This window comes from Pseudonocardia nantongensis (assembly GCF_046546495.1).
GTDB classification, from domain to species: domain Bacteria; phylum Actinomycetota; class Actinomycetes; order Mycobacteriales; family Pseudonocardiaceae; genus Pseudonocardia; species Pseudonocardia nantongensis.
Window position 1 is genome coordinate 23,096 of record NZ_JBKGXT010000004.1, and the last position, 18,857, is coordinate 41,952.

At 74.6% G+C, this 18,857-nt stretch carries 22 protein-coding genes; 10 read left to right on the plus strand and 12 right to left on the minus strand.

The window, feature by feature from the left end; genetic code table 11:
- Nucleotides 1–51: 51 nt before the first annotated feature.
- Nucleotides 52–858: an NUDIX hydrolase gene (locus tag ACLFMI_RS05670; protein WP_410946655.1), complete on the plus strand. Its 807-nt coding sequence runs from the start codon at nt 52–54 to the stop codon at nt 856–858.
- Nucleotides 855–1,643: an MBL fold metallo-hydrolase gene (locus tag ACLFMI_RS05675; RefSeq protein ID WP_410946656.1), complete on the plus strand. Its 789-nt coding sequence runs from the start codon at nt 855–857 to the stop codon at nt 1,641–1,643. Before ACLFMI_RS05670 ends, ACLFMI_RS05675 begins: the two co-directional genes overlap by 4 nt.
- Nucleotides 1,644–1,660: 17 nt before the next feature.
- Here ACLFMI_RS05675 and ACLFMI_RS05680 read toward each other — a convergent pair whose 3' ends face one another.
- The 4 genes from ACLFMI_RS05680 to ACLFMI_RS05695 all read right to left on the minus strand — a co-directional run bounded on the left by ACLFMI_RS05680 (nt 1,661) and on the right by ACLFMI_RS05695 (nt 4,772).
- Nucleotides 1,661–2,371 (minus strand): HD domain-containing protein, encoded by a 711-nt coding sequence (locus ACLFMI_RS05680; RefSeq protein ID WP_410946657.1) that lies wholly within the window; start codon nt 2,369–2,371, stop codon nt 1,661–1,663.
- Nucleotides 2,368–3,627 carry an MFS transporter gene (locus ACLFMI_RS05685; RefSeq protein WP_410946658.1) on the minus strand — a complete coding sequence of 420 codons (1,260 nt, stop codon included), beginning with the start codon at nt 3,625–3,627 and terminating at the stop codon, nt 2,368–2,370. The genes ACLFMI_RS05680 and ACLFMI_RS05685 overlap by 4 nt, the downstream gene beginning before the upstream one ends.
- 45 nt (nt 3,628–3,672) lie before the next feature.
- Complete coding sequence (locus tag ACLFMI_RS05690) at nt 3,673–4,347, minus strand: Crp/Fnr family transcriptional regulator (RefSeq protein ID WP_410946659.1); 675 nt, start codon at nt 4,345–4,347, stop codon at nt 3,673–3,675.
- 176 nt (nt 4,348–4,523) lie between these two features.
- On the minus strand, nt 4,524–4,772 hold the full coding sequence (locus ACLFMI_RS05695) for a hypothetical protein (protein WP_410946660.1): 249 nt from the start codon (nt 4,770–4,772) through the stop codon (nt 4,524–4,526).
- Between the two features lie 260 nt (nt 4,773–5,032).
- Here ACLFMI_RS05695 and nth point away from each other — a divergent pair, with 260 nt between their 5' ends.
- From nth to ACLFMI_RS05715, 4 genes are read left to right on the plus strand one after another with little or no spacing between them, the layout of a single operon-like run.
- Nucleotides 5,033–5,839, plus strand: coding sequence for an endonuclease III (gene nth, locus ACLFMI_RS05700; protein ID WP_410946661.1), 807 nt, complete (start codon nt 5,033–5,035; stop codon nt 5,837–5,839).
- Entirely contained in the window at nt 5,836–6,498 is a 663-nt protein-coding gene (locus ACLFMI_RS05705) for a TlpA family protein disulfide reductase (RefSeq protein WP_410946662.1), read from the plus strand. The genes nth and ACLFMI_RS05705 overlap by 4 nt, the downstream gene beginning before the upstream one ends.
- The gene (locus tag ACLFMI_RS05710) at nt 6,495–7,307 is read left to right on the plus strand and encodes an NUDIX hydrolase (protein ID WP_410946663.1); all 813 of its coding nucleotides are present in this window, start codon (nt 6,495–6,497) and stop codon (nt 7,305–7,307) included. The genes ACLFMI_RS05705 and ACLFMI_RS05710 overlap by 4 nt, the downstream gene beginning before the upstream one ends.
- A complete protein-coding gene (locus tag ACLFMI_RS05715; RefSeq protein ID WP_410946882.1) occupies nt 7,304–8,503 on the plus strand; it encodes a MarP family serine protease in 1,200 nt (399 codons plus the stop codon). The genes ACLFMI_RS05710 and ACLFMI_RS05715 overlap by 4 nt, the downstream gene beginning before the upstream one ends.
- A gap of 59 nt (nt 8,504–8,562) precedes the next feature.
- On the opposite strand, the gene ACLFMI_RS05720 is transcribed toward ACLFMI_RS05715, so the two are convergent.
- A complete protein-coding gene (locus ACLFMI_RS05720) occupies nt 8,563–9,837 on the minus strand; it encodes an adenylosuccinate synthase (protein WP_410946664.1) in 1,275 nt (424 codons plus the stop codon).
- A 227-nt stretch (nt 9,838–10,064) separates the two neighbouring features.
- Between ACLFMI_RS05720 and ACLFMI_RS05725 the strand changes: the two genes are divergently transcribed.
- Entirely contained in the window at nt 10,065–10,643 is a 579-nt protein-coding gene (locus tag ACLFMI_RS05725) for a hypothetical protein (RefSeq protein ID WP_410946665.1), read from the plus strand.
- Between the two features lie 5 nt (nt 10,644–10,648).
- Here ACLFMI_RS05725 and ACLFMI_RS05730 read toward each other — a convergent pair whose 3' ends face one another.
- From ACLFMI_RS05730 to fbaA, 4 genes are all read right to left on the minus strand, one after another.
- Nucleotides 10,649–11,338, minus strand: coding sequence for a lysophospholipid acyltransferase family protein (locus tag ACLFMI_RS05730; protein WP_410946666.1), 690 nt, complete (start codon nt 11,336–11,338; stop codon nt 10,649–10,651).
- 187 nt (nt 11,339–11,525) lie between these two features.
- Nucleotides 11,526–12,677, minus strand: coding sequence for an FUSC family protein (locus ACLFMI_RS05735; RefSeq protein ID WP_410946667.1), 1,152 nt, complete (start codon nt 12,675–12,677; stop codon nt 11,526–11,528).
- Nucleotides 12,678–12,762: 85 nt separating this feature from the next.
- Nucleotides 12,763–13,176: a DUF3151 domain-containing protein gene (locus tag ACLFMI_RS05740; protein ID WP_410946668.1), complete on the minus strand. Its 414-nt coding sequence runs from the start codon at nt 13,174–13,176 to the stop codon at nt 12,763–12,765.
- Between the two features lie 61 nt (nt 13,177–13,237).
- Nucleotides 13,238–14,275, minus strand: a complete 1,038-nt coding sequence (gene fbaA, locus ACLFMI_RS05745) for a class II fructose-bisphosphate aldolase (RefSeq protein WP_410946669.1) — start codon at nt 14,273–14,275, stop codon at nt 13,238–13,240.
- 192 nt (nt 14,276–14,467) lie between these two features.
- On the opposite strand from fbaA, the gene ACLFMI_RS05750 reads away from it, so the two are divergent.
- From ACLFMI_RS05750 to ACLFMI_RS05760, 3 genes are all read left to right on the plus strand, one after another.
- Nucleotides 14,468–15,163: an RNA polymerase sigma factor gene (locus ACLFMI_RS05750; RefSeq protein ID WP_410946670.1), complete on the plus strand. Its 696-nt coding sequence runs from the start codon at nt 14,468–14,470 to the stop codon at nt 15,161–15,163.
- Nucleotides 15,160–15,507 (plus strand): hypothetical protein, encoded by a 348-nt coding sequence (locus ACLFMI_RS05755; protein WP_410946671.1) that lies wholly within the window; start codon nt 15,160–15,162, stop codon nt 15,505–15,507. Before ACLFMI_RS05750 ends, ACLFMI_RS05755 begins: the two co-directional genes overlap by 4 nt.
- Before the next feature lie 104 nt (nt 15,508–15,611).
- Nucleotides 15,612–16,625, plus strand: a complete 1,014-nt coding sequence (locus tag ACLFMI_RS05760; protein ID WP_410946672.1) for a DedA family protein — start codon at nt 15,612–15,614, stop codon at nt 16,623–16,625.
- Between the two features lie 123 nt (nt 16,626–16,748).
- Here ACLFMI_RS05760 and ACLFMI_RS05765 read toward each other — a convergent pair whose 3' ends face one another.
- From ACLFMI_RS05765 to ACLFMI_RS05775, 3 genes are read right to left on the minus strand one after another with little or no spacing between them, the layout of a single operon-like run.
- Nucleotides 16,749–17,408: a TrmH family RNA methyltransferase gene (locus ACLFMI_RS05765; RefSeq protein ID WP_410946673.1), complete on the minus strand. Its 660-nt coding sequence runs from the start codon at nt 17,406–17,408 to the stop codon at nt 16,749–16,751.
- Nucleotides 17,405–17,962, minus strand: a complete 558-nt coding sequence (gene pyrE, locus ACLFMI_RS05770; RefSeq protein WP_410946674.1) for an orotate phosphoribosyltransferase — start codon at nt 17,960–17,962, stop codon at nt 17,405–17,407. The genes ACLFMI_RS05765 and pyrE overlap by 4 nt, the downstream gene beginning before the upstream one ends.
- A 58-nt stretch (nt 17,963–18,020) precedes the next feature.
- Nucleotides 18,021–18,794, minus strand: a complete 774-nt coding sequence (locus ACLFMI_RS05775; protein WP_410946675.1) for an SDR family NAD(P)-dependent oxidoreductase — start codon at nt 18,792–18,794, stop codon at nt 18,021–18,023.
- Nucleotides 18,795–18,857: the final 63 nt, after the last annotated feature.

The window sequence follows — 18,857 nt, forward strand, 5'->3', positions numbered from 1 at the left end:
CGGGCATTCTCACCATCGGGGCGTGCCCGGGATGGCTTAGGGTCGGCGCCCATGAACGCTCCTCCGTCGGCGCAGCCGGTCGAGCCCAGCCCGGCGGCGACCGTGCTCCTGGTCCGCGACGATCCGGACCGCGCCGGCCTGCAGGTGTTCCTGCAGCGTCGGGTGACCGGCATGGCGTTCGCCGGCGGGATGACGGTGTTCCCCGGCGGCGGGGTGTCCGGCGACGACATCCCGGACCCGGCGCGCTGGCGCGGCCCGCAGCCCGGCTGGTTCGGCGAGCGGCTCGCCCAGCCGGTCGACCTCGCCGCCGCACTGGTGACGGCCGCGGTGCGGGAGACCTTCGAGGAGTGCGGGGTGCTGCTGGCGTCCCGTCCCGGCGCCGAGCCCGGTGCGCTGGACGCCGCCACCGCGCTGCGCGCCGAGCTCGTCGGACGCCGGGCGACCCTGCCGGGCCTGCTCGCCGAACAGGACCTGGAGCTGCGCGCGGACCTGCTGCTCCCGTGGGCCCGGTGGATCACGCCGCCGGCGAACCCGCGCCGCTACGACACCGCGTTCCTGGTCGCCCGGGTGCCCGACGGCCAGATCGCCGACGACGCCACCACCGAGGCCGTCGAGGCCCGCTGGTGGACCCCGGCGGAAGCGCTGGCCGGTTTCGACGCCGGCGACCTCGAGCTGATGGCACCGACCCGGCGCACCCTGCAGGAGCTCGGGCGGCACGACACGGCCGCGGCGGTGCTCGACGCCGCCGCCCGCCGGGACATCGACCCGATCACCCCGGAGGTGCGCCGGGAGGGCCGGGTCGCGACGATCACCCTCCCCGGCGTCCCCGACTGGCGGCACGAGGAGACCAGGGCATGAGTCACCCGCTCTACGGCAGCCTGCGCGCGGTGCACCCGCTGGCGTCGGTGCTGCTGCAGGACAATCCCGGCCGGATGACCCTGGACGGCACCAACACCTGGGTGGTGTCGGTGCCGGACTCGGGGGAGCGGATCGTCGTCGACCCCGGCGAGGACGACGGCGTCCACCTGGAGCGCCTCGCCGACGGCCCGCCGGTCTCGGCGATCGTGCTGACCCACCGTCACCCCGACCACGCCGGCGGCATCGGCCGGTTCGTCGAGCTGACCGGGGCGCCGGTGCACGCCGCGGACCCGTCGCTGACCGCCGGCACCGATCCGCTGACCGACGGAGCCGTGATCGTCGGCGCCGGGGTCGAGCTGACCGTCCTGACGACGCCAGGGCACACCTCGGACTCGGTGTCGCTGCTGCTGGACGGCCCCGGGTCGAACGGCCGGGCGCTGCTGGCCGGGGACACCGTCCTGGGCCGGGGGACGACCGTCATCGCGCACCCGGACGGCGCGCTGGGCCCGTACCTGGACTCGCTGCGCCGGATCGCGGAGCTGCCGTCCGGGACGCCGGTGCTGCCCGGGCACGGCCCCGAGCTGCCGGACGCCCGGGAGATCGCGAACGCCTACCTCGAGCACCGCCGGGAGCGCCTGGAGCAGGTCCGCGCCGCGGTGGAGCAGCTGGGCCCGGACGCGACGCCGCGGCAGGTCGTCGAGGTGGTCTACGCCGACGTCGACACCTCGCTCTGGGACGCCGCCGAGCTGTCGGTGAAGGCACAGCTGGATCACCTGCGGGGCTGAGCCGCCGCCCGGCCGGCTCAGGGCGCCGGCGGTGCGGTGGCGTCGTCGTCGTGCGACTCGATCCACTCGTCGCGGAAGCGGCGCAGGAACTCCTCCAGCACCGCGTGCCGGCGCTCGCCCATCGTGCGGCCGGCGTCGGTGCGCAGCTCGCCGCGCAGCCGCAGCAGCTTCTCGTGGAAGTGTGCGACGACCGACCCGGTCGGCCCGGACCGGTACCCGTCGGCACGCACCGCGGCCGCCGGGTCCCACAACGGCTCGCCGATCGCACCGCCGTAGGCGAACGCACGGGCGATCCCGGTGGCACCCATGGCATCGAGCATGTCGGCGTCGTGCAGGAAGGCGGCGATCGCGGCGGCCTGCTCCGACGGCGGCGCGGGCGCCTCCCCGGCGGAGAACGAGTAGCGACCGGTCGCCTCGACGGCGTCGAGCACCGGCCCGTGGAGCCCCTCGTCGATCCCGGAGCGGCGCAACGCGTCCCGGGCCGCCTCCCGGCATTCGGCGGGCGCCACGGACCGCCCCAGGCGGGCCTCGGCAGCGCGGTGGTGGTCGTGCACGTAGGCGGCGACGGCGGTGACGAACCCGTCGTGCCCCTCCCGGGAGGCGATCCGCGCGGCCAGCCCCGCCACCCGGTCCAGGTGCCCGAGGTCGTGCGCGACGTCCGCACCGGCCATGTCCCCCGCCACGACGTCCCGGAGCGGCCCGAGGCCCCCGGCGGGGCGACGGCTCACGTCCGCGCTCCGGCCGGCACGGGCGTGGTGGCCCGGGCGACGCCGTGCCGGCGCAGCCACAGCAGGCCCGCGACCACGGTCCCGAGCGCCCCGCCGACGGCGTAGCCGGCCGGCCCGAGCAGCTCCACCGACACCCCGGCCAGCGACTGACCCGCCGAGACGCCGAGGACCGCGGCCGTCACCACCCAGTTGAACGCCTCGGTGGCCGAGTCCGTGGGTGCGGTCTGCTCGACGCCCAGCGAATGCGCGGTCACCTGGGGGGTGATCAGCGCGCCGGCGAGCATCATCACCACGGCCAGCAGCGCCAGCGAGCCGATCGGCGAGACCAGGCCCATCGTCGTCACGAGCAGGGCGAAGCCGCCGAGCAGCGCCGGGAACCGCAGGTGCAGCGACCGCGGCCAGGGCCGCAGCCCGTACAACACGCCGGCCAGTACCGAGACCACCGACCACCCCGAGAGCAGGACTCCGCCGGCCGCCGGCGCCCCGGCGAACGCCGCCGCGGCCAGCACCCCGACCTCCGCGGTGCCCACGACCAGCCCGAAGCCGAGCGACGCGAGCGCGACGGTCTGCAGGCCCGGACGCCGGATCACGCCGAGCAGGCCGCCGTCACCGGTCCGGACCCCCGAGGACCGGGCGGCCCGGATCCGGGCCGAGCGCCGCCGGACTGCCCGGGTCAGCGCGAACCACGCGGTGCCGACGATCTCCGCCGCCGCGGCGACGACCAGCGCGGTCCCCGGCCACGGCGTCATCAGGACCAGGACGGCGGCCAGCGCCGGCCCGAGGATGAAGAACGTCTCGAGGCTGATCGCCTCGTAGGTGTAGGCGGCCTCCCGGCGCGGCCCGGCCGGCACCAGATCCGACCACAGCGCCCGCGACGACCCCTCGATCGCCGGCGTGGTCAGGCCGGCGAGCAGGGCGACGGCCAGGACCACCGGCAGCGCGACGGCGGCCTCGATCGCCACCACCAGCCCCGTGACCAGCACCAGATAGGCCGCGACCAGCAGCAGCAGCGGCCGGGTCGGCCCGAGCCGGTCCAGCAGCCGTCCCTGGACCACCATCCCGGCCGCCACCCCGACCAGCAGCGACGCCGAGACGGCACCGGCGGCCGCGTAGGAACCCTGGGCCTCGCGGACGTAGAGCAGCACCGCGAGGCTCTGCATCGCGATCGGCAACCGGCCGAGCGCGGACGCGCAGACCGGTCCGGCCGCCCCGGGGCTGCTCAGGGCAGCCCGGTAGTCGATCAGAGATGCGGGCACGCCGCCAGCATCACACAGTCTGGTACGGGCGTACCAGAGAATTGCTCAGCGGGCCCGGCGGGCGAGCCGCTCCGGCTCCAGGATCAGCACGCTCTTGCCCTCGAGCCGCAGCCAGCCGCGGTGCGCGAAGTCGGCCAGCGCCTTGTTCACGGTCTCCCGGGAGGCACCGACCAGCTGGGCGATCTCCTCCTGGGTGAGGTCGTGGGTCACCCGCAGCAGCCCGGACTCCTGGGAGCCGAACTGGCGAGCGAGCTGCAGCAGCGACTTCGCCACCCGGCCCGGCACGTCGGTGAAGATCAGGTCGGCCAGCATGTTGTTGGTCCGGCGCAGCCGTCGCGCCAGCACCCGCAGCAGCTGCTCGGCGATCTCGGGCCGCTTGCCGATCCACTCGCGCAACGCGGTGCGGTCCATCGTGTGGGTCCGGACCTCGGTCACCGCCGTCGCCGACGACGTGCGCGGACCCGGGTCGAAGATGGAGAGCTCGCCGAACATGTCCGACGGCCCGGCCACCATCAGCAGGTTCTCCCGGCCGTCCGGGGACTTGCGGCCCAGCTTCACCTTGCCGCCGGCAACGATGTAGAGACGGTCACCGGGCTCGCCCTCGGAGAAGATGACCTGCCCACGGGAGAACTCGACGGTCTCCAGCGCCTCGGCGAGCGCCTCGGCCGCCTGGGGCTCCACGCCCTGGAAGATCCCCGCCCGGATCAGAACCTCGTCCACTGAAATGCTCCTCGCTCACCGGCCGCTTCGGTCACGGCGGGTCGTCGGCGCGCCAGTGTAGAGGTCCAGGCCACACACGTGCGCACCACTGACCCGATCGGACCCTACGCCGATCGGGTCACACCTCTACCCGGACGCGCCGCGACAACCTCACGGCGTCCCCGTATTGGATCCTGTCAGGCCGATGGCACCTGGCTCCGCCGGGCCCCCCGACGACGGCGGTTGCGCAGCCGGAAGAGCTCCAGTGCCCGGGTGGTCCCGGACCGGAACAGGGCACGGACCTCGTCCGGCCGGGGCTGCTCGAGCATCTCGTCCAGCTCGTCCTGCCGCACGGTGGATTCCCGCAACCGGGACTCGACGCGCTCCATGCCGAGCGCGAAGAACATCACGAGCAGCGGGACGAGGACGCTCAACCAGGCAGTCATGGCACCTCCGATCATCCACTACGTGTTCGCACGCCACGCCGTGGGGGGTAACCGAATTGCCCGACCCGTGATACATCCGTGACCTCACCGGCCGCCGATCCGGCGTTCGGCCGACCGGGAACGCCGTTCGGCGCCACGCCCGCGCGGCGAGGCGTTGCGATGACCGGGCGAGCGATCCGGGCGGCTGCGTGCTGCCGTCGCCGGGGCCCGCGCGCGACACGGTGCCACGACTGTCGGTGCCCACCCGTACGCTCGGTCACGTGAGCACCTCCGTCCGGCGGCCCACCCCGCGCGCCGCGGCCGGTCTCGCCGCACGGGTCGCGGCCGGGGAGAACCCGATCGGGCGAGCGCGGCGGGTGAACCGGATCCTGCGATCCCTGGCCGAGGCGTACCCGGCCGCGCGCTGCGAGCTCGACTTCCGGACACCGCTGGATCTGGCGGTGGCCACGATCCTCTCCGCCCAGTGCACCGACGAGCGGGTCAACCAGGTGACCCCGGCACTGTTCGCCCGCCACCCCACGGCCGCGGACTACGCCGGCGCCGACCGGACCGAGCTCGAGGCCCTGATCCGCCCCACCGGCTTCTACCGGAACAAGACGAACTCGCTGATCGGGCTGGGCGCCGCCGTCGTGGAACGGCACGGCGGGGAGCTGCCGGCCACCCTCGACGACCTGGTGAAGCTGCCCGGGATCGGGCGCAAGACCGCCAACGTCATCCTGGGCAACGCCTTCGACGTCCCCGGCATCACCGTGGACACGCACTTCGGGCGGCTGGTGCGCCGCTGGGGCTGGACCGCAGAGGAGGACCCGGTCAAGGTCGAGCAGACGGTCGGCGAGCTCGTCCCGCGCCGGGACTGGACGATCGTCTCGCACCACGTGATCTTCCACGGGCGGCGCGTCTGCCACGCCCGCAAACCCGCATGCGGTGCCTGCACGCTGGCCTCGGACTGCCCCGCCTACGGGCTCGGCCCGACCGACCCCGGCGCGGCGTCGGCGCTGGTCAAGGGCCCTGAGCGGGAGCACCTGCTGGCGCTCGCCGGCATCGTCACCGACGAGGCGGGCCGGTGAGCCGGACCGGCGCCCGCCGTTCCGAGCTCGTCTCGACGGCCGTGGTCGCCGTGCTCGTCGCGTTCGCCGTCTGGGCGCTGTGGCCGTCCGCCCCGGAGCCCGCGGGCACCGACCCCGCCGGCACCGCGGCCCCCGCCGGGGGCCCGGACGGCGACCCGGCCGCCGCCGACCCCGCCGCGCTGGCCGCCGCCCGCGATGCCGCCGCGCTGCCGCCGTGCCCGGCCCCGACCGGCGCCGCCCCGGCCGGCCCGCTCGCCGGGATCGACGTGTCCTGCCTCGGCGCGGACGGCACGGTCGACCTCGGCGCCTCGCTGGCCGGCCGGCCCGCGCTGATCAACGTCTGGGCGTCCTGGTGCGTGCCGTGCCGCGCCGAGCTGCCCGCGCTGGCGGAGTACGCGGCCCGGCCCGGCGCGCTGCCGGTGCTCACCGTCGACGTCCAGGACGACCCGGTCGCCGCGCTGGACCTGCTCGCCGAGCTGGGGGTGGCGCTGCCGGCGGTCACCGACCCGCGCGGCACCCTGCGCGCGGCGCTGGCGGTCCCGCCGGTGCTGCCCTCCAGCTACGTCGTCCGCGCCGACGGGTCCGCCGCGATGGTCGCCCCGCCGGTCCCGTTCCGCAGCGCCGACGAGGTCGCGGCCGCGGTGGAGCGGTTGACGTGAGCGGCCCCGTCCCGAGCTCGCTGCAGCCGCTGGTGGACGGCGCGGCCGCACTCGACCTGTCCTGGTTCGGCGCGCGCCGGGAGAAGCCCCCGGGCGGCCCGGACGGGCAACCGGCCGGCGTCCGGCGGGCCGCGGTGCTGATGCTCTTCGCCGACGACGGCGGGCCGCCGGACGTGCTGCTCACCGAGCGCGCCTCGACCATGCGGACGCACGCCGGCCAGGTCGCCTTCCCCGGCGGCCGGCTGGACCCCGGCGACTCCGGGCCGGTGCACGCCGCGGTGCGCGAGGCCGAGGAGGAGACCGGCCTGGACCCGGCCGGGGTCGTGCCGCTGACGGTGCTGCCCGAGCTGTTCATCCCGCCGACCGGGTTCCTGGTGACGCCGGTGCTCGCGCACTGGGCGAACCCGGTCCCGGTCCGGGTCGTGGACCCGGCCGAGACCGCCCGGGTGCTGCGGGTGCCGGTCCCGGTGCTGACCGATCCGGCCAACCGGTTCACCGTGCGTGGTCCCCGGGGACACGCCGGCCCGGCGTTCCGGACGTCGGGGATGGTGATCTGGGGCTTCACCGGGAGCCTATTGTCCGCCCTGCTGCAGCAGTCCGGCTGGGAACGTCCATGGGACGCGAACCGGATCGAGGACCTCGACGGCGCCTGGTCCCGGGCGCGGGCCGAGCACGGCGACGAGGCGGCCGACGACGGGACCGACGACGATCGGCCCGGCGGCGAGACGGGCCCGGACCGACGGCGAGGAGAGCGCGTGACCGACCCCGCACACCACTCCGGACGGGACCGGGAGCGCCGGTGGGCCTGAGCTGGGTGGACGTCGTCGTCGTGATCCTGGCGCTGCTCGCGGCGGCGTCCGGCTGGCGGCACGGGGTCGCGGTGGCCCTGCTGTCGTTCGTCGGGGTGCTGACCGGGGCGGTGCTCGGGCTGCGGCTGGCCCCGCTGCTGGCCGCGCAGGTCGAGTCGCAGCAGGCCAAGGTGCTGCTCGGGATCGGCGCGGTGGTGCTGCTGGTCGCCCTCGGCGAGGCCACCGGCGTCTACCTGGGCCGGTTCATCCGGGACCGGATCCGCCGGGAGGGCACGCTCAAGGTCGACTCCGCGCTGGGTGCCTGCGTGCAGGCGGTCGCGGTGGTGGTCGCCGCCTGGCTGATCGCCCTGCCGCTGGCCTCGACCAACCTGGCCGGGCTCACCAGCGGGCTGCGCGACTCGCGGGTGCTGGCCGGGGTGGACGGCGTGATGCCCGACGTCGCCCGCCAGCTGCCGGCCGAGCTGCGCCAGATCCTCGACGACTCGGGCTTCCCGGACGTCGTCAGCCCGTTCTCCCGGACGCCGGTCGCCGCCGTCGGGCCACCGGACTCGGAACTCGCGCGGTCGCCGGTGGTCTCCGAGGTGCAGGACCGGGTGCTGAAGGTGCGCGGGCGGGCGACCTCCTGCCGCCGCGCCCTGGAAGGCACCGGGTTCGTGGTCGCCCCGCAGCGGGTGATGACCAACGCGCACGTCGTCGCGGGGACCTCCAGCACCGCCGTGGAGGTCACCACGGCCAGCGGCCGCACCCGCAACCTGGACGCCACTGTGATCTTCTACGACCCCGAGGTCGACGTGGCCGTGCTGGACGTCCCGGAGCTCGAGGAGGAGCCGCTGCAGTTCAGCCCGGACCCGGCCCGGGTGGGCGACGACACGATCATCCTCGGCTACCCGCTGGACGGCCCGTACACGATCACGCCCGGCAAGGTGCGCGAGCGGATCCGGTTGCGCGGCCCGGACATCTACGAGCAGGGCAGCGTGGTCCGCGACGTCTACACGGTGCGCGCGGTGGTCCGTTCCGGGAACTCCGGCGGCCCGATGATCACCCCGGACGGCCGGGTGGTCGGCGTGGTGTTCGGCGCGGCCCTGGACGACTCGGAGACCGGTTTCGTGCTGACCGCCGAGCAGGTGGCGCCGGCGCTGAACGCCGCCGTCGACGGCGGTGCGCAGGAGGTGGACACCGGGCGGTGCGCCTCCTGACGCCTGTGGCCCGTGAGTGGTTACCGCGGTCAGGACCGCGATAACCACTCACGGGCGCGTCAGCGCGTGATCGTCTGGTCCCGGCCGGGGCCGACGCCGATCGCGGACACCGGCGCGCCGGTGAGCTCCTCGATCCGCTCGACGTAGGCGCGGGCGGCCGCCGGCAGGTCCTCCCAGGTCCGGGCGGCGGACAGGTCCTCGAACCAGCCCGGCATCTCCTCGTAGACCGGGACGGCGTGGTGGAAGCCGGTCTGGGTCATCGGCATCTCGTCGATCCGGTGACCGTCGACCTCGTAGCCGACGCAGATCGGCACCGTCTCCAGGCCGGACAGCACGTCCAGCTTGGTCAGGAAGAAGTCCGTGATGCCGTTGACCCGCGCCGCGAACCGGCCGATGACGGCGTCGAACCAGCCGCAGCGCCGGGCCCGGCCGGTGTTCACCCCGACCTCGCCGCCGGTCTTGCGCAGCCGCTCGCCCATCTCGTCGTGCAGCTCGGTCGGGAACGGGCCGGACCCCACACGCGTGGTGTAGGCCTTCAGGATCCCGATCACCCGGTCGATCTTGTTCGGGCCGATGCCGGACCCGACCGAGGCGCCGCCCGCGGTCGGGTTCGATGACGTGACGAACGGGTAGGTGCCGTGGTCGACGTCGAGCAGCGTGCCCTGCGAGCCCTCCAGCAGCAGCGTCTCGCCGCGCTCCAGGGCCTGGTTGAGTAGCAGCCGGGTGTCGACGATCTTGTCCGCGAACTCCTTGGACTGCTCCAGGACGGTGTCGACGACCTCGGAGAAGTCCAGCGCGCGCCGGTTGTAGACCTTGACCAGGATCTGGTTCTTCAGCTCGAGGGCCGCCTCCACCTTCTGGTGCAGGATCTTCTCGTCGAGCAGGTCGGCGGCCCGGACGCCGACCCGGGCCACCTTGTCCTGGTAGGCCGGGCCGATACCGCGACCGGTGGTGCCGATCTTGGCCTTGCCCAGGTAGCGCTCGGTGACCCGGTCGATCGCCACGTGGTACGGCATGATCAGGTGCGCGTCCGCCGAGATCAGCAGGCCGGAGGTGTCGACGCCGCGCTTCTCCAGCCCGGCCTTCTCCTCGATCAGCGCCTCGGGGTTCACCACGACGCCGTTGCCGATCACGTTCTGCACGCCCGGCGAGAGGATCCCGGAGGGGATGAGCTTGAGCGCGAAGTCGCGGCCGTCCGGCGTGACGACGGTGTGGCCGGCGTTGTTGCCGCCCTGGTAGCGGACGACCCAGCCGAACTCGCCACCCAGCAGATCGGTCGCCTTGCCCTTGCCCTCGTCGCCCCACTGGGCGCCGATCAACACGATTGCGGGCATGTAAGAGACTCCAGTTCGCACACGTCGTCACGGCCGCGGATCCGGGCGTGTGTTCCGGATTCCGCGGCGGGGAGGGTACTCGATCAGTGGGTTCGACCGATCCCGAAGCGGTGCTGCTCACCTGCTCGCCCGCGAGTGAGCCACGGCGGCACCGTCTCCTGTTCCACGGTATCCGCACCGGTACGCGCCCGGAACGGGTACCGCCCCGGCCGGCCTCGGACCCGGCGATGCGCTCGGTCACGGTGGGCCCGCGCCCCGGCAAGGACGCGGTCGATCCGCTGCTGGCCGAACACCCCGGGACGCGGCTGATCGTGCACGGCACCGACGCCGACCTGGCCGCGGTCCTGCTGCGACTGCTGCGTCGCTCCGCACTGGACACCGAGATCGGCTACATACCGGTCGCCCGGCGCTCGGCCGTCACCGCGTGCTGGGGGCTCCCTGCCGCACCGGCGGCCGCGGCCGTCCTGGCCCGGACCGGTACCGCCCGGCCGGTACCGCTGATCCGGGACGACAACGGCGGCGTCCTGGCCGGTCGGGGGGAGATCGGCGACATCCACGGCGAGGCCTACTGCGACGCCGTGCGGGTGTTCCACGGGCGCATCCCGAAACTGGTCGTCGACGCCGGGCCGGGCGGCGTCGTCGTGCACCGGGGTCGTGGGGTGCGGGCGGCGACCGGCCGGGCCATCCAGATCGGCAGCACCGGCGCCACCCCGGTCCGCGACGGGGTCCCGTATTCCAGGGAGATCCGACGCTGGGCCTGGTACCGGCACACCGAGCCCTGGCACCTGGTCCTGCACCCGACGTGACCGCGTCAGGCGGCGTGGGGCTCCTGACCGGGGAGGTCCTCGGGGCGGCGGTGGTAGGAGTCGACGTAGACCTGGCCGGAGAGGTCGGCGATCGCGTCCATGATCTCGTCGGTGACGGCGCGGCGGATCGCGGGCGAGCCCTGCAGGCCCTCGTAGCGGCTGAACTCCAGCGGCGCACCGAACCGGATGTCGACCCGGGCGAGCCGCGGGAACAACCGCCCGACCGGCTGCACCCGCTCGGTACCGGCCAGCCCCACCGGCACGACGACGGCACCGGTGGACAGTGCGAGGCTGGCGACGCCGGTGTGCCCGCGGTGCAACCGTCCGTCCAGCGAGCGGGTCCCCTCCGGGTAGATGCCGAATGCGCCGCCGCGCTCGAGCACCGCCCGGCCGGCGGCGAGCGCGGCCAGCCCGGCGCGGGCGTTGCCCCGGTCCACCGGGATGTAGCCGAGCGCGCCGAGGAAGGCCGCCATCAGGCGTCCGCGGACACCGCGACCGGTGAAGTAGCCCGCCTTGCCCAGGAACGCGACCGGACGCGGCGCGACGAGCGGGATGAACACCGTGTCCACCGCGGCCCGGTGGTTCGCGGCCAGGATGACCGGGCCGGTCGTCGGGATGTGGTCGGCGCCGCGGACGCGCGGGCGCCAGAACAGCCGCACCAGGGGCGCGAGGACGTAGCGGAGGAGGAACTGCACGTGTGGACCCCGATCACCGAGCGGAGCTTGCGGAGCGAACATCAACACTGATCGACGGCGGGCGGTTTCAAGGGACGGCCGCACCACGTCGTGCAGGGGGCCGGTCGGGGCCCCGGCGCCGGAACGATGCCCGATTCTGCTCCGTGACCGGGTGCCGACGGAACCCTCGACTCCCGATCCGCCCCGATCAGCCCACGTCGGACGAGGGGAGCTCGGCCCGCAGCGCACGCAACGCCTCGGTCCGGCTCAGCCCGGTCGCCTGCAACAGGTCGACGGCGATCGAGCGGACCTGCGCGACCAGCACCGGCCCGGAGAACGACGCCGGGTCGTCGGTCGTCGACCGCGCCGGATCGGCGACCAGCACCGACGCCCGGTGCACCGCGTCGAGCACCGCCGGCCGGGCACGTTCCCGGTCGCCGTTGAGTCCGAGCTCGTGGATCAGCGCACCGATCGCACCGGTGAGATCGGTGATCGCGTCGGCCAGTTCGCGCGGGACCTGCTCGCCGTCCTCCAGCACGGTCAGCGCCCGGCGGGCGAGCACCCGGGCGTTGCGGTGCGCGTAGTCGGCCCGCTCGGCCAGATCCCGGTAGCGGCGCAGCATCCGGCGCCGTGGCCGGTACAGCGGCGACACCGTCGCGACCTCGCCGGCCGAACGCACCGCGGCCCGCAGCTCGTCGATCGCCGGCTGGGTGTCGCGGGCCCGGCGCAGCGCCCGCGACGCGTGCCGCGGATCGCCCTCGCGCAGCGCGGCGGCCACCTCGGTGAGCACGGTGACCAGGTCGTCGAGGACCCGGCGGGCCTCCCGCCGGACGATCCGGATTGGGTTCACCGGGACCACGGCGGCGACCAGGATCCCGGCCGCGCCGCCGACCAGGGCGTCGACGCAGCGGTCGATCCCGCCGCTCTCACCGGGCGGCAGCAAGGTCGTGACCAGCACCGCTGACGCCCCGGCCTGGTTGACGATCAGGTTGCCGCCGTCGGTGAACACCGCGATCGTCATGGCGAGCGCGACGACCAGGATCAGCTGCCACACCCCGCTGCCGATCTGCGCGATGATCAGGTCGCCGACCAGCACGCCGAGGCTCACCCCGACGACGAGCTCGGCCGCCCGGCGCAACCGCGAGTTCAGCGAGATGCCGAGGCTGACCACCGCGGCGATCGGGGCGAAGAAGGGCCGCTGGTGCCCCAGCAGGTCGGCGGCCACGTAGAGCGCGATCCCGGCCGCGAACGCGCACTGCAGGATCGGCAGCCAGGACGCCCGCACCCGGCGGCCCCCGACCCGGCCGCGGCCCCGCACCCGCTGCACGGTGCGCCGCAGCAGTCCGGGCCCGGACGTCACGAACCGGCCCCTCTGGGCGCCGGGCGCGGCGGGGGGCCCGTTCGTGGCACGGCGACGGGTCGGCCGGGGGCGAGCGGCACCGGGGTCAGGCGATGCCGAGGGCGCGGAGGGCCTGCGGGTCCGAGTCCGAGATCAGCGTGCGCAGCCGCTCGACCTCGGCGGTCTCGCCGATGCCCTCGGCGGCGCGCAGCAGCGCCCCGGTGGAGCGCAGGAAGCCGCGGTTCGGCTCGTGCGACCACGGGACCGGGCCGAAGCCCTTCCAGCCGTTGCGCCGCAGCTGGTCCAGCCCGCGGTGGTAGCCGGTGCGGGCGTAGGCGTAACCGGCGACAGTCTCGCCGGCGTCCAGCGCCCGCTCGGCCAGCACCGCCCACGCGATGCTCGACGCCGGGCTGGCCGCGGCCACCTCGGCCGGATCCGTGCCGGCGGCCAGCTCGGCCGCCGCCGGATCGGCGGGCAGGCGGGTGTCGTCCGGTTCGAGCAGGTTGCCGTGCAGACTCATGACCCCATCTTGGCCCTTCGGGCTCGTGAGTGGTTATCGCGGTCCCGACCGCGACAACCACTCACGAGCGCGCCAGCGCCTTCCCCGCCGACTTCAGCGACTCGCAGGCCTCGATGACGCGGTCGGCCATCGCGACCTCGGCCTTCTTCAGGTACGAGCGCGGGTCGTAGACCTTCTTGTCGCCGACCTCGCCGTCGATCTTGAGGACGCCGTCGTAGTTGGAGAACATGTGCGACGCGATCGGGCGGGTGAAGGCGTACTGGGTGTCGGTGTCTACGTTCATCTTCACCACGCCGTAGCTCAGCGACTCGTGGATCTCCTCCAACAGCGAGCCGGAGCCACCGTGGAAGACCAGGTCGAACGGCTTGTCCGCGGCACCGGAGCCGAGCTTCTCGCGGGCCACCTGCTGGCCCTGCTTCAGGATCTCCGGGCGGAGCTTGACGTTGCCCGGCTTGTAGACGCCGTGCACGTTGCCGAACGTGGCGGCCAGCAGGTAGCGGCCCTTCTCGCCGCCTCCGAGCATCTCGACGGTGCGCTCGTAGTCGCCCGGGGCGGTGTAGAGCTTCTCGTTGATGTCGTTGGCGACGCCGTCCTCCTCGCCGCCGACGACGCCGATCTCCACCTCGAGGATGATCTTCGCCTTGGCCGCCTCGTCGAGCAGCTCGGCGGCGATCTTGAGGTTCTCCTCCAGCTCGGTGGCCGAGCCGTCCCACATGTGCGACTGGAACAGCGGGTTCCGCCCCTGGTTCACCCGCTCCTGGCTGATCGCGACCAGCGGGCGGACGAAACCGTCCAGCTTGTCCTTCGGGCAGTGGTCGGTGTGCAGCGCGATGTTGACCGGGTACTGCTCGGCGACGACGTGGGCGAACTCGGCCAGCCCGACCGAGCCGGTGACCATGTCCTTGACCCGGGTCCCGGAGAGGAACTCCGCGCCGCCGGTGGAGATCTGCACGATGCCGTCCGAGCCCGCCTCGGCGAATCCGCGCAGCGCGGCGTTCAGGGTCTCCGTGCTGGTCACGTTGATCGCCGGGTAGGCGAACTCGCCGGCCTTGGCGTTGTCCAGCATCTGGTTGTAGATCTCGGGCGTGGCGATCGGCACGTCGGCCTCCTCGTTGCGGCGGTCGCTGCTTCTGCTCGCGCAGCGGGTCTCCGGCGGGTCAGTATCACGTACGCCCCCGGGAGCCGGGAGCATCCCCGACATGGGCCTGATCACCTCCTCGGCCCGGCCTCCGGACACCGGATCCGGGCAATCCCGTGAGAGCCGTCGGTGGTGGTCGCTAGGGTGGGCGCCGTGGAGGAGGAGCGCGCCGAGAACGCCGTCGACCGGACCCTGGGCCGGTTGCGCGCGATCGACAGCAGGCCCGCGCCCGTCGACGGGACCGGAACGGCGAGTCCGTTCCCGCCAGGGCAGGCGTCCGGCGGGCCGGACGGCGACGGCGTCCCGGACCGGCCACTGACCCTGGCCGACCTCTACCGGGACCACCGGCTGCGCCTGATGCGGCTGGCCATGCTGCTGGTCGACATCCCGGCCACCGCCGAGGACGTCGTGCAGGAGGCCTTCACCGGCCTGCATAGGCACTGGTCCGGGCTGCGGGATGAGACGGCCGCCGTCGCCTACCTGCGGGCCGCGGTGGTGAACGGGTCCCGCTCGGTGCTGCGCCGGCGCCGGACCGCCCGCGAGTACGTCCCGCCGCACTCGGCGAACGCCCGCTCCGCGGAGTCGCTGGCGATGCTCTCGGCCGAGCACCAGTCGGTCGTCGACGCGCTGGGGCTGCTGCCGCCCCGGCAGCGGGAGGTGCTCGTGCTGCGCTACTACGGCGGGCTGAGCGAGTCCGAGATCGCCGAGGCCGCCGGGATGAGCCGGGGCACGGTGAAGTCGACCGCGAGCCGCGCGCTGGACGCCATCGCCCGGGTCATGGAGGAGCGCGCCGGTTCCGCCGGCAACCGGAGCGGCGGGCTCCCGGGGATGCCCGGGGAGCTCCGGTGACCGGCCCGCAGCAACACCAGGACCCGTTCCGGGACGATGCCGCGCGCCGGATCGGCGAGGCGCTGCAGGCCCAGGCGCGCGGCCGGCCGATGCCACCCCGCCCCGGTGGCCCGCCGCCGTCACCCCCGCGGGTGCCCGGCCGGATCCCGCCTCCCGCGCCCCGCGGGGACGCGGCGCCGCCGCCGCAGCGGCCTGCACCGGTGCCCGCGCCGGCCACGGCCCGGCCGTCGGCTCGCCCGATCGTCTGGGCGGCGGTGCTCGCGCTGCTGGTCGGCGCGCTGCTCGGCGGCGGGATCGCGCTGGTCTCGGTACTGCTGCCGGGTGCGTTGCCCCCGCTGGGCTGAGCGGTCCCGCGCGGCCGGGACTTCGTGCCCGTCCGTCCGGTTCGTCCCTGGTCCGGCGAGGGCGGGGATGGCCACCCGTCATCCGACCGATAGCGTTGTCCGGCGTGACGGTGCTCGCCGCAACGCAGACGCTCGCCCTCGGTCCCGACTGGCTGGACCCGGCGGTCATCATCGAATCCCTGGGTCCGTGGGCCCTGGTCGGTGTCGCCGCGATCATCTTCGCCGAGTGCGGCCTGCTGCTCGGCTTCTTCCTGCCCGGCGACTCGCTGCTGTTCACCGCGGGCCTGTTCGTGGCCTCGGGCTCGATCGGCGTCCCGCTGTGGCTGGTCGGCCTGATCCTGGTGGTGGCCGCGTTCGTCGGCAACGCCATCGGGTACGGCATCGGCTACCGGGCCGGACCGGCGATCTTCGACAAGCCGAAGTCGAGGCTGTTCAACCCGAAGCACGTCGAGAAGACGCACGACTTCTTCGAGAAGTACGGCAACCGGGCCATCGTGCTCGGCCGGTTCGTGCCGATCGTGCGGACGTTCATCACGGTCAGCGCGGGCGTCGCCCGGATGGACCCGAAGCGCTACCTCACCTACTCGATGATCGGCGGCATCGCCTGGGCGGCCGGGGTCACGGTGCTCGGGTACTTCCTGGGCCAGTTCACCTTCGTCCGGGAGAACATCGACCTGATCCTGGTCGCGATCGTGCTGGTCTCGGTGCTGCCGATCGTCGTCGAGGTGCTGCGCGCGCGGGCCGCGACGCGCAAGGGCGAGCCGACGCCCGACGTGCGCGGTGCGCTCGCCGCCGGGGCCGCCGCGGCCACCGTCCCCGGTGCCACCGGGGAGGGCGACCCGGGCGCCGTCACCACCCGGATGGCCGCGGTGCCGGCCACTACGCAGCACCCGACCGCCACCCCGCAGCCACCGGCCGACCAGCAACCCCCCGCGCCCCAGCAGCGCCCGGCCGGCCCCCAGGGACCGAGCGGGCAACCCGGGCCGTCCGGGCAGGCACCGGGTGGGCAGCAGCGGCCGACACCACAGCGGCCCGCCGGTCCGGGACCGGACGAGCCGCCGTACCGGCACAGCTCCGGACGCCCGGTGATGGGCCGCCCGGATCATCCCGGCAACTGACCCGGCACGCACTTCCCCGGCCCCGCTGCGTCCGCTCACTCGTCGAGATGCACACCAGCGGCCCGACCTGATCGACAGTTCCCGCTGAGCCGCATCTCGACGGGTTGGCCGGCGGGTGGCCGGTCACCAGGCGTCGGACAGGTTCGCGTGTACCCGGACCCAGGCGTGCATCACGATCCCGGCCGCGACGCCGGCGTTGACCGAGCGGGTGGATCCGAACTGGGCGATCGAGACGGCCAGGTCGGCCGCGGCCCGGGCGTCGTCGGACAGGCCGGGGCCCTCGGCGCCGAAGAGCAGCACGCAGTCCCGCGGCAGCGTCGTCTCCTCCAGCCGGACCGCGCCGGGCAGGTTGTCCACCGCGACCAACGCGAGCCCGCGCTCCCGGGCGAAGCGCACGAGCCCGGACGCGGTCTCGTGGTGGTGCAGCGACAGGTAGCGGTCGGTGACCATCGCGCCGCGCCGGTTCCACCGCCGCCGTCCGACGATGTGCACCCCGCCCGCCCCGAACGCGTTCGCGGTCCGGACGACGGTGCCGATGTTGTGGTCGTGGCCGAGGTTCTCGATCGCCACGTGGAACGGGTGCGCCCGCCGGGCGAGGTCCGCGGCCACCGCCTCCCGCCGCCAGTACCGGTAGGGGTCGACGACGTTGCGCCGGTCGCCGTGCTCGAGCAGCTCCGGGTCCCAGTGCTCGCCGGCCGGCCACGGCCCCTCCCAGGGGCCCACCCCGACCTGGCCCGGGACCGACCACTCGCTGGGCCCGGAGCCGGGGTCGGGGGCGCTCACCCCAGCTGCAGGTCCGCCAGCCCGAGCAACGCCCGGTAGGGCACGTCCTCGGACTCGACGGCCTGCCGCGCCCCGGTGTCCCGGTCGACGACCGTGCACACCCCGGCGACCTGCGCACCGGCCTCGCGCACCGACCGCACCGCCGTCAGCACCGAGCCCCCGGTCGTCGAGGTGTCCTCGACGACGAGCACCCCGCGCCCGGCGACGTCCGGCCCCTCGATCAGTCGCTGCAGGCCGTGCTTCTTCGTCTCCTTGCGGACCACGAACGCGTCCACCGGATCGGTGTCCGGCTCCTGCGCGGCGGCGTGCAGCACGGCCGTGGCGACCGGGTCCGCGCCGAGCGTGAGCCCGCCGACGGCCGAGTACGCCCAGTCCGTGGTCATCGCCCGCAGCAGCCGCCCGATCAACGGGGACGCCTCGTGGTGCAGCGTGACCCGGCGCAGGTCGACGTAGTAGTCGGCGTCCGCCCCGGACGACAGGGTGACCTTCTCGTGCACCACGGCCAGCTCGCGCACCAGCGCGGCCAGCCGGGCCCGGTCCGCGTGCGCCGTCATCGGCCCTCCTCGCTGATGCTCGTCGCTTCCGTGCTCCGGCACGACCGCGCGGGCCCGATCATGTCCGCTCCCGGTCGAACGTCGCCATGAGCCGCCGGACCAGACCGCGGGGCAGCACCCCGACCAGCCCGACGATCGCCTTGTACTGCCGCGAGGGCACCGACACCACCCGTCCCCTGTCCAGATCGGCGAGGGCCTCGTCGACCACCTGTGCGGCATCCAGCCAGAGCGGGCCGCGCCGGGCGCCGGCGTCGATGCCGGCCCGCTCGTGGAACTCCGTGCGTACGAACCCCGGGCAGACCACCGTTGCCCGCACGCCGGTGCCCTGCAACGACGCCGCCATCCCCTCGGTGAACGAGATGACCCACGCCTTGTCGGCGGCGTAGGTGGAGCCGCGCCCGGCCAGGAAGCCGGCCACGCTCGCGACGTTGAGCACCGCACCGGTGCCGCGGTCGACCATGCCGGGCAGCGCGGCCCGGGTCAGCTCCAGCACGCTCGTCACGTTGACCTGGAGCTGACGGCTCAGCTCGGCCGGGTCGTTGCGCAGGAACGGCGCCCCCAGCGCGAGCCCGGCGTTGTTGACGAGCAGGTCGACCGGCGCGACGTCCGGGTCGCCGAGCCGCCGGATGACCCGGGCCCGGCCGTCCGGGCCGGCCAGGTCGGCCGGCAGCACCTCGACGGCGACGCCGAGGTCGCGGTAGCGGGACGCGGCGGTCTGCAGGCGGTCGGCGTCGCGAGCCACGAGCACGAGGTCGCGGCCGTCGGCGGCGAGCCGGTCGGCGAACGCGGCCCCGATCCCCGCCGACGCGCCCGTGATCATGACGGAGGGCACGCGGGGAGCGTAGTCCGTCGCCTCCACCCCGCGCGGCGGACGACGGTGACCGACCGGTAGGTG